Source organism: Burkholderia sp. KBS0801 (assembly GCF_005937855.2).
In the GTDB taxonomy this organism is placed as follows: Bacteria; Pseudomonadota; Gammaproteobacteria; order Burkholderiales; family Burkholderiaceae; genus Burkholderia; species Burkholderia ambifaria.
Map to the genome: position 1 here is coordinate 2735907 of NZ_CP042178.1, position 13889 is coordinate 2749795.

The 13889-nt window shown below is 67.3% G+C and carries 14 protein-coding genes; 10 read left to right on the top strand and 4 right to left on the bottom strand.

The genetic code is table 11. From position 1 onward, the window contains the following. Positions 1-73 precede the first annotated feature (73 nt). Positions 74-307: a hypothetical protein gene (locus FFI87_RS29215; RefSeq protein ID WP_011659947.1), complete on the bottom strand. Its 234-nt coding sequence runs from the start codon at positions 305-307 to the stop codon at positions 74-76. Between the two features lie 278 nt (positions 308-585). On the opposite strand from FFI87_RS29215, the gene FFI87_RS29220 reads away from it, so the two are divergent. From FFI87_RS29220 to fnr, 3 genes are all read left to right on the top strand, one after another. Beyond that, positions 586-996 (top strand): DUF3005 domain-containing protein, encoded by a 411-nt coding sequence (locus FFI87_RS29220; protein ID WP_012365070.1) that lies wholly within the window; start codon positions 586-588, stop codon positions 994-996. 633 nt (positions 997-1629) lie between these two features. Continuing rightward, positions 1630-2100: a universal stress protein gene (locus tag FFI87_RS29225; protein WP_011659945.1), complete on the top strand. Its 471-nt coding sequence runs from the start codon at positions 1630-1632 to the stop codon at positions 2098-2100. Between the two features lie 160 nt (positions 2101-2260). After that, positions 2261-3010, top strand: coding sequence for a fumarate/nitrate reduction transcriptional regulator Fnr (gene fnr / locus FFI87_RS29230; protein WP_138849791.1), 750 nt, complete (start codon positions 2261-2263; stop codon positions 3008-3010). 41 nt (positions 3011-3051) lie between these two features. Here the strand turns inward: fnr and FFI87_RS29235 are convergent, their stop codons facing one another. Continuing rightward, on the bottom strand, positions 3052-3945 hold the full coding sequence (locus FFI87_RS29235; RefSeq protein WP_011659943.1) for a LysR family transcriptional regulator ArgP: 894 nt from the start codon (positions 3943-3945) through the stop codon (positions 3052-3054). Between the two features lie 105 nt (positions 3946-4050). Here FFI87_RS29235 and FFI87_RS29240 point away from each other — a divergent pair, with 105 nt between their 5' ends. After that, positions 4051-4671 (top strand): LysE/ArgO family amino acid transporter, encoded by a 621-nt coding sequence (locus FFI87_RS29240; RefSeq protein ID WP_012365066.1) that lies wholly within the window; start codon positions 4051-4053, stop codon positions 4669-4671. Between the two features lie 374 nt (positions 4672-5045). Then, positions 5046-5993, top strand: a complete 948-nt coding sequence (locus FFI87_RS29245; RefSeq protein WP_138849790.1) for an aldo/keto reductase — start codon at positions 5046-5048, stop codon at positions 5991-5993. Positions 5994-6196: 203 nt separating this feature from the next. On the opposite strand, the gene FFI87_RS29250 is transcribed toward FFI87_RS29245, so the two are convergent. Then, complete coding sequence (locus tag FFI87_RS29250; protein WP_012365064.1) at positions 6197-7162, bottom strand: helix-turn-helix domain-containing protein; 966 nt, start codon at positions 7160-7162, stop codon at positions 6197-6199. A 187-nt stretch (positions 7163-7349) separates the two neighbouring features. Between FFI87_RS29250 and FFI87_RS29255 the strand changes: the two genes are divergently transcribed. The 5 genes from FFI87_RS29255 to FFI87_RS29275 all read left to right on the top strand — a co-directional run bounded on the left by FFI87_RS29255 (position 7350) and on the right by FFI87_RS29275 (position 12296). Next, complete coding sequence (locus tag FFI87_RS29255) at positions 7350-7883, top strand: 2,4'-dihydroxyacetophenone dioxygenase family protein (RefSeq protein WP_138849789.1); 534 nt, start codon at positions 7350-7352, stop codon at positions 7881-7883. A gap of 18 nt (positions 7884-7901) precedes the next feature. Further along, positions 7902-9203: an MFS transporter gene (locus FFI87_RS29260; protein WP_138849788.1), complete on the top strand. Its 1302-nt coding sequence runs from the start codon at positions 7902-7904 to the stop codon at positions 9201-9203. Between the two features lies 1 nt (position 9204). Beyond that, positions 9205-10326 carry a 2,3-butanediol dehydrogenase gene (locus FFI87_RS29265; protein WP_138849787.1) on the top strand — a complete coding sequence of 374 codons (1122 nt, stop codon included), beginning with the start codon at positions 9205-9207 and terminating at the stop codon, positions 10324-10326. Continuing rightward, entirely contained in the window at positions 10304-11026 is a 723-nt protein-coding gene (locus tag FFI87_RS29270; protein WP_138849786.1) for an SDR family NAD(P)-dependent oxidoreductase, read from the top strand. Before FFI87_RS29265 ends, FFI87_RS29270 begins: the two co-directional genes overlap by 23 nt. A gap of 178 nt (positions 11027-11204) precedes the next feature. Next, complete coding sequence (locus FFI87_RS29275) at positions 11205-12296, top strand: porin (RefSeq protein ID WP_138849785.1); 1092 nt, start codon at positions 11205-11207, stop codon at positions 12294-12296. Positions 12297-12365: 69 nt separating this feature from the next. On the opposite strand, the gene FFI87_RS29280 is transcribed toward FFI87_RS29275, so the two are convergent. Further along, entirely contained in the window at positions 12366-13853 is a 1488-nt protein-coding gene (locus FFI87_RS29280) for an NAD-dependent phenylacetaldehyde dehydrogenase (RefSeq protein ID WP_138849784.1), read from the bottom strand. Positions 13854-13889: the final 36 nt, after the last annotated feature.

Consider the following 13889-nt stretch of genomic DNA (forward strand, 5'->3'; position numbering starts at 1 on the left):
GTTTTCGTCCGGCAGCGGCACACCGGGGGCTCGGCCGGACGGCCAACGTCGATGCCGACGCCGCGCGACGGCGTCAGATCGTGATGCTGCTCGCGTCGATCCAGCGCACGGCCCAGTCGCGCGCGTGCGCGATCGCGTCGCCTTCGTCGTTGAACTGGAGTTCGGTCGGGAAAAAGCGGTTCGCGACGAGCTCCCCGTCGCTCGATCGGGAGATCACGACGTAGGGCTTGAACGACCCGTCACTGGCGCGCGCGGGCGCGCAGTTCAACAGATAACCGCGGTGCGTGAAAGCAGTAGTCGCTTGCATGAATCCGCCACCTCTAGTCCCTTGTTTGTTGTTCACTACCCGTCTTTAAGGGTGCTGCGACGTCCCCGTGCGGGCAGAGGCGGCGAGACCGCATCCCCTGTCGCCGCTTCGCAGGAAAAGAATCATACTCTGTAGAAAACGGCTGTTCTAGCTGAAATAAATCATGACAAATCAGCGCGCGCCCGGCGATCGCGGCGATCGCCCCCGCGCCGTTTTCCCGTCTTGCCCGGAACGGGACTTGCTTCGATCCGGAGCGCTTCGCCGCCAGGAGAGCCGCGATGGAAACGTCAGCTCAAGGGCGCGGCGTGCACCCGCGCAGCATCGAACTCGATAACGACGACACGCACGACAGCACCGTCGACACCGACGGCAAGAATCGCGAGGCCGCCCGTCTCGCGAGCGGCCTCGCGTTCTCGCCCGACCAGATCACGGGCAGCAACGCGTCGCTCGTCAACGCTGTGCCCGAAGGCGCCGACGGCTTCGCCGGCTTCGACAGCCGGCCCGGCGGCAATCATCCGGCGTTCGCGCTGCGGGCCGGCTACATGGTGATCGAGAAGGGGTTCGACGCGCCATCGCACCCAGCCGACGAGCCGTTCGGCCCGGTTCATCGGATGTACGGCAGCGCGTACTGGCCCGGCCACGGACGCCGGCCGGAACGGGTGATCGAAATCACGACGGTGCCGGAGTAGCGCGCGCGGCGTTTGAATCGGTCGTTCGAGGGGCGGGGTAGAGCGGCGGGTCGGCGGCGGACGCGTGCCGGGTTTGCGGTCGATGTGTCGTCGATAGCGCGATCGTTCGAATCGGCTGTGGTATCGATATCAGCGCGGGGTTCGACAGTCTTGGTTTCCTGACCTCGGGCGTCGAATCGCGAGCGACGCCGATGCACGGGCGTTGATCGAAGTCACGCCGTCGCGCCGCGGATGCGGTCCAATGGAGGGCGAGGCTCGCGGTTTGTCAGGTGGTCGTCGGCATGCGTCGATGACGCCGGCGTGCGGGCCGGACGCGCTCGCACGACGCGCCGCGCCGTCCCACGATGCCGTGCAGCCATGACCGGTGGGGCGAGCTGGTATTCGCTCGACGCTCGCGCGCTGTCATTGCGCGCGGCCAACCGTCGCGCGCGTCACGCTCATCGCGAAACGCGGCATGCAGCGCGCGCATGGCCCGCGATCGCTGCGCGCCGCCGCGACGGCCGAAACGCCGCGATCGCGACGACCGGCACGTCGCTGCAGAGTCCCTGCCGTTGGTTTACTCTGCCTCGCAGCAACGCAGGGCCCGCTCGGCCGTTCGGCCGACTTTCGTCCAACCCGCCACTCGGAGACACTATGTACAAGCGCATTCTGGTTGCCATCGACGGCAGCGACACGTCCCGCCACGCGTTCGATGCCGCGCTCGCGCTCGCGAAGGAGCACGGTGCCGAACTGCAACCGTTCTACGTCGTCGAGAACGCCGCGATCTACTACAACGTGCCGGGCTACGACCCGTCCGTGCTGCGCGACCAGCTCGTCGCGCAAGGCAATGCGCTCGCGGCGGATTTCACGAAGCTGATGCAGGCGGCCGGCGTGAAGGGCGCGACGGTGATGAGCGAGGCGTCGTCGATCAACGATGTATCGACGCTGATCCTCGATGGGGCGAAAGCGTTCGGCGCCGATCTCCTGGTACTCGGCACGCACGGCCGCCGCGGCTTCCGTCGCCTCGTGCTCGGCAGCATCGCCGAACAGTGCGTGCGACATGCGACGCTGCCCGTGCTGCTGATCCCGGCCGCCGCGCATACCGACGCCGATCAGGATCTCTGAGCGGCGGCGGGCGCAGCGCGCACGTGCAGCGTGCATGCCGTGCCAGCATGCCGCCACGATGCCTGCGGCACGCGCGCGCGGTCGCGACGTTTTGTCACCCGACAGCGGCAACTTGCGGTGGGACAATGATTTCGTCGATTCAACGCCGGAGTAAACGATCATGCTGACGCCCGTCGCCACACGCCCCGCGGCCCCGTTCCATGCAGGCAGCCTGGCGGCTCCCCGCCAGGCCCCGCACTGCTCGTCGTGCGCCATGCGGCATCTGTGCATGCCGCAGGGCCTCGCACCCGAAGCGCTCAGCCGCCTCGAGTCAGTCATCTGCGCGACGCGCCCGGTCAAGCGCGGCGAAGCGCTGTTCCGCGAAGGCGACACGTTCGACAACCTGTACGCCGTGCGCTCGGGTTCGCTGAAAACCGTCGCCACGCGCCACGACGGCCGTGAACAGGTCACCGGCCTGCACCTGGCAGGCGAAGCGCTCGGCCTCGACGGCATCTGCGACGATACTCACCCGCGCACTGCAGTCGCGCTGGAAGACAGCTCCGTCTGCGTGATTCCGTACAGCGCACTCAAGTCGCTGTGCTCGGAGGCCGGCACGATGCAGCTGCGCATGCACAAGCTGATGAGCGAGCAGATCGTGCGCGAAACGTCGCAAACCATGGTGCTCGGTTCGCTGAACGCGGAAGAGCGCGTCGCCGCGTTCCTGCTCGACGTGTCGGCACGCTACCTGAAGCGCGGCTATTCGCCGTCGGAATTCAACCTGCGGATGACGCGCGAAGACATCGGCAGCTATCTCGGCATGACTCTCGAAACGGTCAGCCGCACGCTGTCGAAGTTCCAGAAGCGCGGCCTGATCGAAATGCAGGGCCGCCTCGTGCAGATCGTCGATTTCGACGGCCTTCATCACGTCTGACCCCGCGCGGCGCGCGACCTGCGCGCCGCCGCCCGCTTCGATCAGTCGAGAAACAGCGCGGCACGCGTCTTGAGCGCCGCGCTGAAGTCGTCCAGCCAGCCGATCGACAGGCGCCAGCTCTGCCAGTACAGCTCGATATCGACGGTCCGCCCGCGCGACATGTCGACCAGTTCGCCCGCCGCCAGCTGGCGATCGACCATCCGGTCCGGGCACATTCCCCATCCCAGCCCCGTTTCGCATGCGCGCAGGTAGCCCGCGACGTGCGGGATCCAGTGTTGCGGCGGATCGAGATCCGCACGCGTCACGCGCCGGATGAAGCGTGCCTGCAGGCCATCCTTCGGATTGAACATCACGCACGGCGCGCGGCGCAGCGCATCGCGCGTGATGCCCGCGCCGAAATAGCGGTCGTAAAACGCCGGCGAACACACCGCGCGATAGCGGATGCGCCCGAGCCGCGTCGACCGGCATCCCTGGATCGGCTCGGCCTGCGCGGTCACCGCGCCCTGCACGCTGCCGTCGCGAATGCGCGCGGCCGTATGGTCCTGGTCGTCGATCACGAGGTCGAGCAAGGTCTCGCGCTCGGTACAGAAGGGCCCGACCGCGTCGATGAACCAGGTCGCGACGCTGTCGTCGTTGACCGCCACGCGCAACGTCGGCCACGCGCTCGCGATCTGGCCCGGCAACGCGGGCATCCGGCCGCCCAGTTCGGCCTCGAGCAACTGCACGCGCTCCGTATGCCGACACAACAGCGCGCCGGACGTCGTCGCGACGCACGGCTGCCCGCGCTTGACGAGCACGCTGCCGACGCGTTCCTCCAGCAGCTTCACGCGCTGCGATACCGCCGACGGCGTGACGTTCAGCTCCTTGGCCGCCCGTTCGAACGAGCCGTGCCGGATCACCGCGGCCAGGGCGTCGAGCAACGCGTAGTCGAGCATTAGATTTCCTTAATCAGCATTAGGCGAATTAGCTTCTCTTATGTTACGGCTGACCGCAGACTAGCGCTAACCGATTCCCCCGTCTACCGCTTCACCTTCCCCATCATGAACTGGATCGCTTTTTCCCACGGCGCCGCCCTGTGCGGGTCGCTCATCGTCACCATCGGCGCACAGAACGCGTTCGTGCTCCGGCAAGGCATCATGCGCTCGCATGTCGGCAAGATCGTGCTGCTGTGCGCGCTGTCCGACATGATCCTGATCGGCGCGGGCGTCGGCGGCGCGTCGGTGCTCGTCGAACGCTATCCGACCTTCGTCCACGTGGTGCTGTACGTCGGCCTCGCGTATCTCGCATGGTTCGGCTTCAACGCGCTGCGCCGGGCGTTCAAGCCTGGACACGAAACGCTCGACGTGCGGGGAGACGCCGTCGCGCCGCCGCCGCAGAGCGCGGTCGCGATCGTGCTGATGACGCTCGCGTTCACGTGGCTCAACCCGCACGTGTATCTCGATACGTTCCTGCTGATCGGCACGGCCGGTGCGCGCGAGCCGGAAGGCGCGCGCCTCGCATTCGCGATCGGTGCGATGGCGGTCAGCGTCGTGTGGTTCCTCGGGCTCGGATACGGTGCACGACTGCTCGCGCCGTGGTTCCGCAAGGCCGTTGCGTGGCGCGTGCTGGATGGCGCGATCGGCAGCATGGTGCTGTTTCTCGCGGCGGTGCAATTGCGATAACGCTTGATGATTGACCGATCGCGGGCGGCCACTAACCGCCCGTGTTTCGTTCCGCTCCGATGCTGCGTCACAGTACGCCGGTTTCCACCCGCCTCTCGACCGTCCGCTGCCGCGCCCAGCCACGGCAAAATTCGGTTCCCGATCGAACGCAGTCGCACGGATGGTGCACATAGCGGACGATTCGTCCGTCATCCGCCGCAAGTCCTCCGTCACCGCGGCCGTGTGATCGCTGCACGAATCCGATCGATCGGCGAGAATATTCGAGCATCCCGCGACAACGGCGACAGCGCGTCGTCCCTCCGCCATCCCGTCGCATTCAACTCGGCCGATCCCGCGGTTCAATCCCGTTCACCCCGCAGCATCAGGAGAGCAACATGGCACTACGCACCCTCGGCACGTCGGACATCCAGGTTTCCCCGCTCGCCTTCGGCGGCAACGTCTTCGGCTGGACTGTCGACGAGAACGCATCGTTTGCGCTGCTCGACGCGCTCGCCGACACCGGCATCAACTTCATCGACACGGCCGACGTCTATTCGGCCTGGGCGCCCGGCAACAGCGGCGGCGAATCCGAAACGATCATCGGCAAGTGGCTCAAGCGTTCCGGCAAGCGCGACCAGGTCGTGATCGCGACCAAGGTCGGCCTGCTCGAGGCGCGCGCGGGCCTCTCGAAGGACAACATCCTGAAGGCCGCCGACGATTCGCTGCGCCGCCTGCAGACCGACTACATCGACCTGTATTTCTCGCACCGCGATCTCGCCGACACGGCCCCGCTCGAGGAAACGCTCGCCGCCTACCAGACGCTGATCGACGCGGGCAAGGTGCGCATCATCGGCGCGTCGAACTACAGCGGCGCGCGCCTGCGCGAGGCCGCCGACATCAGCAAGCGCGACGGCCTGCCGGCTTACCAGGTGATCCAGCCGGAATACAACCTGATCGACCGCGCCGAATACGAGCGCGATCTCGAACCGGTCGTGCGCGACCTGAAACTCGGCGTCGTCAACTACTACGCGCTCGCGAGCGGCTTCCTGTCGGGCAAGTACCGCAGCGAGGCTGACCTGAAGAAGAGCGTGCGCGGCGATCGCGTCGCCGGCTATCTCGATGCGCGCGGCCTGCGCATTCTCGCGGCGCTCGACGACGTGTCGGCCAAGCACGGCACGCAACCGGCCGCGATCGCACTCGCGTGGCAGATCGCGCGGCCGACGATCACCGCGCCGATCGCGAGCGCCACGTCGCTGTCGCAGCTCGCGCTGCTCGGCGAAGCGATCCGCGTGAAGCTCGATGACGAAGACATCCGCAAGATCGACGAGGCCAGCGCGGTGTGAGGGCCGGGGGACGGCTTGGTTCGCGGTTCAACGGTTCGGCGGATTGCGGATCTGCGATGCGTCCGCTATCCGTCGGCGATGCCGCGCATCGTGTCGGGCAACCGGCAACACGAACACGCTGGCGCCCCCCGCCACGACGAAACCACAATGAAAACGAAAACGGCGCGTGAACCACGCGCCGCTTCAACACCGGTTCCACTGTTTCAACAAGCGTTACGCAGCGCCATCGGCGACGCACCATAGCGTTCGCGAATCGCCCGGCTGAAGTGCGCCTGGCTCGAGAACCCCCAGCGAAACGCGATCTCTCCGATGCTCGTCTTGCGCAGGCGCGCATCGACCAGTTCGCGGTGCGCATGCGACAGCCGCTCGGACCAGATGTGTTGCGTGATCGAGTCGCCTTCGCCAGCAAACAGCCGGCTCAGGTGCCGCAACGACAGCCCGACCGCATCGGCGACCGCCTGCGGCCCGAGCTCCGGGTCGCCGAGATGCGTCGCGATGTATTGCTTCGCGGTCAGCAGGTACGACAGCGACGCGCGCGATGCGCCCGCGCCGTTCACTTCCGCGTCGATGAGCTCAGCGACCAGCGTGCGCGTATGTTCGACGAAGTGCGCGGCGTCCTCTTCGACGGGATCCCTCATGAACCGCTCGACGCTCGCGCGCAGCGTCGCGCCGAGCATCGCGCCCGCGCCCGGTTTCGGCGCGATCCGCAGCGGCAGCGCCGCCAGCGCCGCGTCGAAGCGGTCGTCGAACGTAGTGACCGGAATGTCGACCAGCAGCTGCCGCATCGGCGTCAGGAATCCGAACAGATAGGGCACGCGCGTGTCGTACACGACGACGTCGCCGGCTTCCGCGAGCAGGCACCGGTCGCGCTGGATGAAATACGCGCGACCGCTCAGGATCTGGCACGCGAACAGCGACTCCTTCGGCAGTTGACGCACCAGCGCGGGGCTGCGCTCGATCACGTGATCGCGGCCGCTGATGTCGGCGACGCCGAGCCCCGGCAGCGCGAGATCGGTTTTCTCGACCTCGAGCCCGGCCGGCGACAGCGACGAGCAGCGCAGGCCGACCAGCGTCGCGGCGTTGAACGCATCCCAGTACGCCATCCGGTCGCGCGCCGGCACGTCGGCCGTCGAGCCTCGCGTGCATGAAAGAACGGTCGAATTCGTCACGTCGCCTCCTGGAGTCGCCTGTCGTGCGGAGCGGCACGGATTGGGGGATGGTGCGTAGCGTTATTGGTGCAGTGCGGTGCGGCGCGATGTCCGGCCCGATCAAGCAATTCGTCCAGCCCAGTCAAGAACGCCGCGCACCGGCTGGCTAAAGTCGACCCCACGACATCCAACGACAAGGAGACACACCGTGGTCGACAAAGCCGTATCCGAATTCTGGCAAAACATCACACCGATTGCCAATCCGTTCAAGCCCGATGCGCTGCCGGAAGCTTACATCCCGAACGCGGCCAGCGACGACGAGCGCCTTTACGTTCCGTTCACCGAAACGGTTTCATCGCGGCCGCTGTGGATCTCGCCGTCGCAGAACAAATGGTGCGACATCCTGATGGCGAAGAAAGCGGGGCTCGTGAACCGCCACTATCACCCGCACGAGGTGTTCGCTTACACGCTGTCGGGCAAGTGGGGATACCTCGAGCATGAATGGACCGCGACACGCGGCGATTTCGTGTATGAAACGCCCGGCGAAGGCCATACGCTCGTCGCGTTCGATCATCCGGAACCGATGCGCGCGTTCTTCATCGTCAAGGGCCCGCTGATCTGGCTCGACGACGAAGGCAACCCCGACGGCTACTTCGACGTGCATTCGTACATCGCGATGTGCAAGGCCCATTACGAGAAGGTCGGCCTCGGCGCACAAGCGATCGAGAAGCTGTTTCGCTGACGCGCGACGAGGCCGCTCATGACATCCCATTCCTCCTCCAAACCGGCATGGACGTATGAGAACAGGTTGCTGCTGATCCTGTTCATGACGTTCGGCTTCGTGTTCTTCGACCGCCTCGCGCTGTCGTTCCTGTTCCCGTTCATGTCGGCCGAGCTGCATCTGTCGAATACGCAGCTCGGCATGGTGTCGTCCGCGCTCGCGCTCACGTGGGCGCTGTCGGGTGCCGCGACCAGCGCATGGTCCGATGCGCGCGGCACGCGCAAGCCGCTGCTGATCGCCGCGGTGCTCGGCTTCTCCGTGTGCTCGGCGCTGTCGGGGCTCGTCGGCGGCTTCGCGAGCCTGATCGCGTTTCGCGCGCTGATGGGCATCGCCGAAGGGCCCGTGCTGCCACTGTCGCAATCGCTGATGATCGAGAGTTCGACGCCGAGCCGTCGCGGATTGAACATGGGTCTGCTGCAGGGCTCGGCCGCCGGCCTGCTCGGCGCGATGATCGGCCCGCCGGTCGTGATCGGCATCGCGACCGTCTACGGCTGGCGCGAGGCGTTCTACGTCTCGTGCATTCCGGGCTTCCTGATCGCGTTCTGCATCTGGCGCTGGGTGCGTGAAGTGCCGCCCGGCGGCGTACGGCATGCACAGGCCATCGGCGCCGGCGCGCCGGCCGCGAGCGGCGCGGCGATCAACCGCTGGGCGCTGTTGAAGGAACGAAACATCCTGCTCTGCGTGCTGATCAGCTGCTTCTTCCTCACGTGGTTCGTCGTGATCATCTCGTTCGCGCCGGTCTTCCTCGTGGAAAGCCGCCATCTGTCGCCGGCCGACATGGGCATCGTGATGACCTGCCTCGGCGCCGCGTGGGTGTTCTGGGGCTTTGCGGTGCCGGCGATCTCCGACCGCATCGGCCGCAAGCCGACGATGATCGCGTTCGCGCTGGTCGCGGCCGTGTGCCCGGTCGTGATGATCCATGTCGGCTCGGTCTGGGCGCTCGGCGCACTCGTATTCGCCACGTACACGGGCCTCGGCTGCTTCACGCTGTTCATGGCGACGATCCCGGCCGAAACCGTGCCGCCCCGCGCGATCGCCAGCGCGCTCGGCCTGATCATGGGCGCGGGCGAGTTGATCGGCGGCTTCATCGCGCCGACCGTCGCGGGCTTCACGGCCGACAGGTACGGCCTGCAGTTCGCGATGTGGACGTCGGCCGCCGGCGCGATTCTCGCGTGCGTGCTGTCGTTCGGTCTCGTCGAAACCGCGCCCGCCGTGCTGCGCAAGCGTGCGCTCGCCGGTGCCACCGCCCGTCTCGATACCCAGAACCTCGGAGGACGCTGACATGCGTGCACTTCAATGGCACGGCCCGCGCGACCTCCGCGTGGTCGATCTCGACACGCCGCGCGCCGGGCCCGGCGAGGTCCGCATCGCGGTCGCGTACTGCGGCATCTGCGGCAGCGACCTGCACGAATATGCAGACGGCCCGCACGCGATTCCCGTCGAAACGCCGCATCCGCTGTCCGGCCGCACCGCCCCGCTGACGCTCGGTCACGAGTTCTGCGGCACCGTCGTCGAAGTCGGCGCGGGCGTGACGACGCTGACCCCGGGCGACCGCGTCGCGGTCGAGCCCGAGTATCACTGCCACCAGTGCGCGTACTGCCGCTCGGGCTCGTACAACCTGTGCGTATCGATGGGCTTCGCCGGCCTGATGGGCGATGGCGGGATGGCCGACTTCGCGGTCGTGCCGGCCTACATGCTGCATCGGCTTCCCGACGACGTCAGTCTCGAACAGGCCGCGGTGATGGAGCCGGCGGCCGTCGCGCTGCATGCGCTGCGGCGCGGCGAGCTGCGGCTCGGCGACACCTGCGCGGTGTTCGGGCTCGGGCCGATCGGCCTGCTGCTGATCCTGCTCGCGAAGCTGCAAGGCGCGACGACCATCGTCGCGGTCGACGTGTCGCCGGAGCGGCTCGCGGCGGCCGCGCGCTTCGGCGCGACGCACGCGTTCGACGCGCGCTCGCTCGACGCGCCGGTGCTGCGCGACGCGATCCGCGAGGCGGCGGGGGGCCTCGGCGTCGACGTGAGCTTCGAGGCGGCCGGCCTGCCGGCCACGTTCGAGGCCGCGATGCAGGGGCTGCGCAAGGGCGGCCGCCTCGTGATGGTCGGCCTGATGCCGCATGCGGGTTTCGATGCGTTCCGCGCGGTCAACGACGAGCTGACCTTCACGGCGAGCGTCGGCTACCGGCACGTGTACGAAGACCTGCTGCGGCTGATCGGGTCGGGCGCGCTCGATCTCACGTCGATCGTCACGCGCACGGTCGCGCTCGAAGATGCCGTCGCCGACGGCTTCGACGCGCTGCTCGCCGATCGCGCGCAGATCAAGATCCTGGTTGCGCCGCCGCGCCGGCATGCGCGCCGTCCTCACACCGTCGGGAGCATCGAGCATGAGCCGATCCTGGTCGTTTGACGGCAAGACCGTCGTCGTGACGGGCGGCACGTCGGGCATCGGCGCGCGCACCGCGTGGCGTTTCGCGGAAGCGGGCGCGTCGGTCGTCGCCCTCGGGCTCGAGGCCGCCGGCCCGCATGCGCCGGTGCATCCCGGGATCCGCTGCGTGGAGCTCGACGTGACCGATAGCGAAGCGTTGACGCGCAGGATCCGCGCGCTGCCGCGCGTCGACACCCTCGTCAACGGCGTCGGCATCAGCCTGCACGCCGCCGAATACAGGCTGGACCAGTTCGAGCTTGTGCTGAACGTGAACCTGACGTCGGTGATGCGGGCATCCGACGCCGCGCTGCCGGCGCTGTCGGCGAGCGGCGGCAGCATCGTCAATGTCGCGTCGATGTACACGTACTTCGGCAGCAAGGACCGGCCCGCCTACAGCGCGAGCAAGGGCGGCATCGCGCAGCTCACGCGCTCGCTCGCGCAGGCGTGGGCCGAGCGCGGCATTCGCGTGAACGCGGTGGCGCCCGGCTGGATCGACACGCCGCTCAGCAGCGGGCTGATGGCCGACACGCACGCGTCGCGGCGGATTCTCGAGCGCACGCCGCTCGCGCGCTGGGGCACGGCCGACGAGGTCGCGGAAGTGATCCTGTTCCTGTGCTCGCCCGGCGCGTCGTTCGTCACCGGCGCGATCGTGCCGGTCGACGGCGGGTATTCGACGGTATAGCGGCCCCACGCACGCGGGCATCGGCGCATGCGCTGTGCGCCGGTGCCCGCGTGCGCGATCCGATCGCGTTCCCAGCACGACCGAATCGGCAGCCGAACGATTCGCTACCTTCATATCAATCAGTAGTCCCATCAAAAATATTCCGGCAAGACCGGAAACATGTGAGGAGCATTTGGAGATGACGAAAAAGACCCTGCTGGCCCTCGCGGCCTGCACGATCCCGGCCGCGGCCTTCGCGCAGAGCAGCGTGACGATGTTCGGGCTGCTGGATGCCGGTATCAGCTATGTCAGCAACGAAGGCGGCCACGGCAACGCGAAATTCGACGACAACATATTCTTCCCGAACCTGCTCGGCTTCGAAGGCAAGGAGGATCTCGGCGCCGGCACGCGCGCGATCTTCCGGCTCGTCAATCAATTCTCGCTCGCGAACGGCTCGATGATCGGCGGCGGGTTGTTCGCGCGCACGGCCTATGTCGGGCTGCAGAACGACCGGTACGGCACGCTGACGCTCGGCAACCAGTACGAGTTCATGGTCGATTCGCTGGCCGCGAGCGGCAACGAGGTCGCGCAGGATCTCGTCGGGCTGTACGGCTTTCGCAACGGGCCGTTCGATAAGCTCGCGCTGCCGAACAATCCGACCGGCGCATTCGACTGGGACCGCGTCGCGGGCAGCAATCGCGTCGCGAATTCGGTCAAGTACACGAGCGCATCGATCGCGGGTCTGACCTTCGGCGCGCTGTACGGCTTCGGGAACGTCGCAGGGTCGGTCGGCGCGAACAACACGGTCAGCGTCGGCGCGAGCTACGACAACGGCCCGTTCGGCGCGGGCGTGGCCTATACGAACCAGAAGTACGGCGCGGCGGACGGGCGGCCAGCCACCACCGTGCGCAACTGGGGCGCCGGCGCGCACTACACGCTCGGCACGGTCACGGCGAAGGCGCTGTTCACGACCGTGCACAACGCGTGGAATGGTGCGGGCGCGTGGTCGGCGGAAGCGGGCGCCGCCTGGCATCCGTCGCCGGTCTGGGTGATCGGCGCGGGCTACACGTACATGAAGGGCAACGACACGCTCGAGAACGCGCATGCGCACCAGCTCCTGGCCGCCGTCCAGCATTGGTTGTCAAAACGCACGATGGTGTACGTCGCGGGCGTGCATCAGCGCGCGAGCCGCGGCAGCTACGCGCAGATCAACGGCGTGATGGACGCGAACGGCGCGTCGAGCGGCGCGCAGCAGTCGGTCGCGCGGATCGGGTTCAGTACGCGGTTCTGAGCGGCAATCGCTTGTGACTGAGCCACCCGCCCGGTTCTGCCCGGGCGGGTTGCGAGGGACGCGGTTTCGTCAGAAGCGGATGGTCACCGCTTTCGGCTCGGTATAGGCGTCGATGAACGACGAACCATATTCGCGGCCGATGCCGGACCCTTTCGCGCCGCCGAACGGAACGGCCGGGTCGACCAGCGTATGCATGTTCACCCAAACGGTGCCGGCTTCGATGCGCGGCACGTAGCGCAGCGCCTTCGACAGATCGTTCGTCCACAGGCTCGCGGTCAGCCCGAACGGCGTGTCGTTCATCATCGCGATCAGCTCTTCCTCGTCGTCGAACGGCACGAACGCGCCGACCGGCCCGAAGATCTCCTTGCGGTACGAAGCCGATTCCAGCGAACGCGGCAGCACGATCGTCGGCTTCACGTAGAAGCCGTCGCGCGCGTACGCGCCGCCGCCGGTGACGATCGTGTCGCCTTCCGCGCGCGCAAGGTCGAACGCGTCGACGCACTTGCGGAACTGCGGTTCGTTGCAGACGGGGCCGATCATCCCGGCGTCGTCCATCGGATCGGCTGGCTGAAAGGCGTCCAGGCGCGCCTTCATCTTCTCGACCACCTCGTCGAACTTCGAACGATGCACGAAGAAGCGTTCGGCCGACGCGCACACTTGCCCGCTATGCAGGAACCCGGCTTCGACGATGCCATCGAGAATCCTGTCGACCGGCGTATCGGCCAGGAATGCCGCCGGGTTCTTGCCGCCCAGCTCGAGCGTGAAGCGCGTGAAGTTCGCGTTGACGGCTTGCTCGCCGATGATGCGACCGGTCGGCACCGAACCCGTGAACGACACCTTCGCCACGCGCGGATCGCCGATCACCTTCGCGCCCACCTGGCCGGTGCCGTTGATCACGTTGAGCGCGCCGGCGGGCAAGCCGGCCTCGGTCGCCAGTTCGGCGATGCGCAGCATCGTGAGCGGCGTGAACTCCGACGACTTGATGAGCACCGTGTTGCCGGTCGCGAGCGCTGCGCCGAATTTCCACACCGGGATCATCACCGGGAAATTCCACGGAATGATCCCGAACACGACGCCCAGCGGTTCGCGCAGCGTGAACGACGTGTAGTGCTCGCCGTTCATGCCGGGAAACGACGGGGCGAGCGTTTCGCCCGCGATCTTCGTGGCCCAGCCCGCGTAATAGCGCAGCCAGCGGGCAGACCAGCCGACCTCGATCACGCGCGACAGCGCGATCAGCTTGCCTGACTGCGCGGTTTCGATCTGCGCGATCTCTTCGCCATGTGCTTCGATCAGGTCCGCAAAGCGCAGCAGGATGCGCTCGCGATCGGCCGGCGTCAGGTCGGCCCACTCGCCGCGAAACGCGCGATGCGACGACGCGAGCGCGGCTTCGACGTCGTCGTCGGTCGCCTGCGCGACCGAGCCGATCACCGCGCGCGTGGCCGGATCGCGCACGTCGATCCGTTCGCCGCGGCCGGCCACCGCGCGGCCGTCGATGTAATGACCGTGTTCGCGCGCGAGAAACGCCCTCGCTTCGTCCAGCATCCGAACCAGTGCCATCTGTATTCCTCCGGAAATCCAATTGAGTGTGAAAGG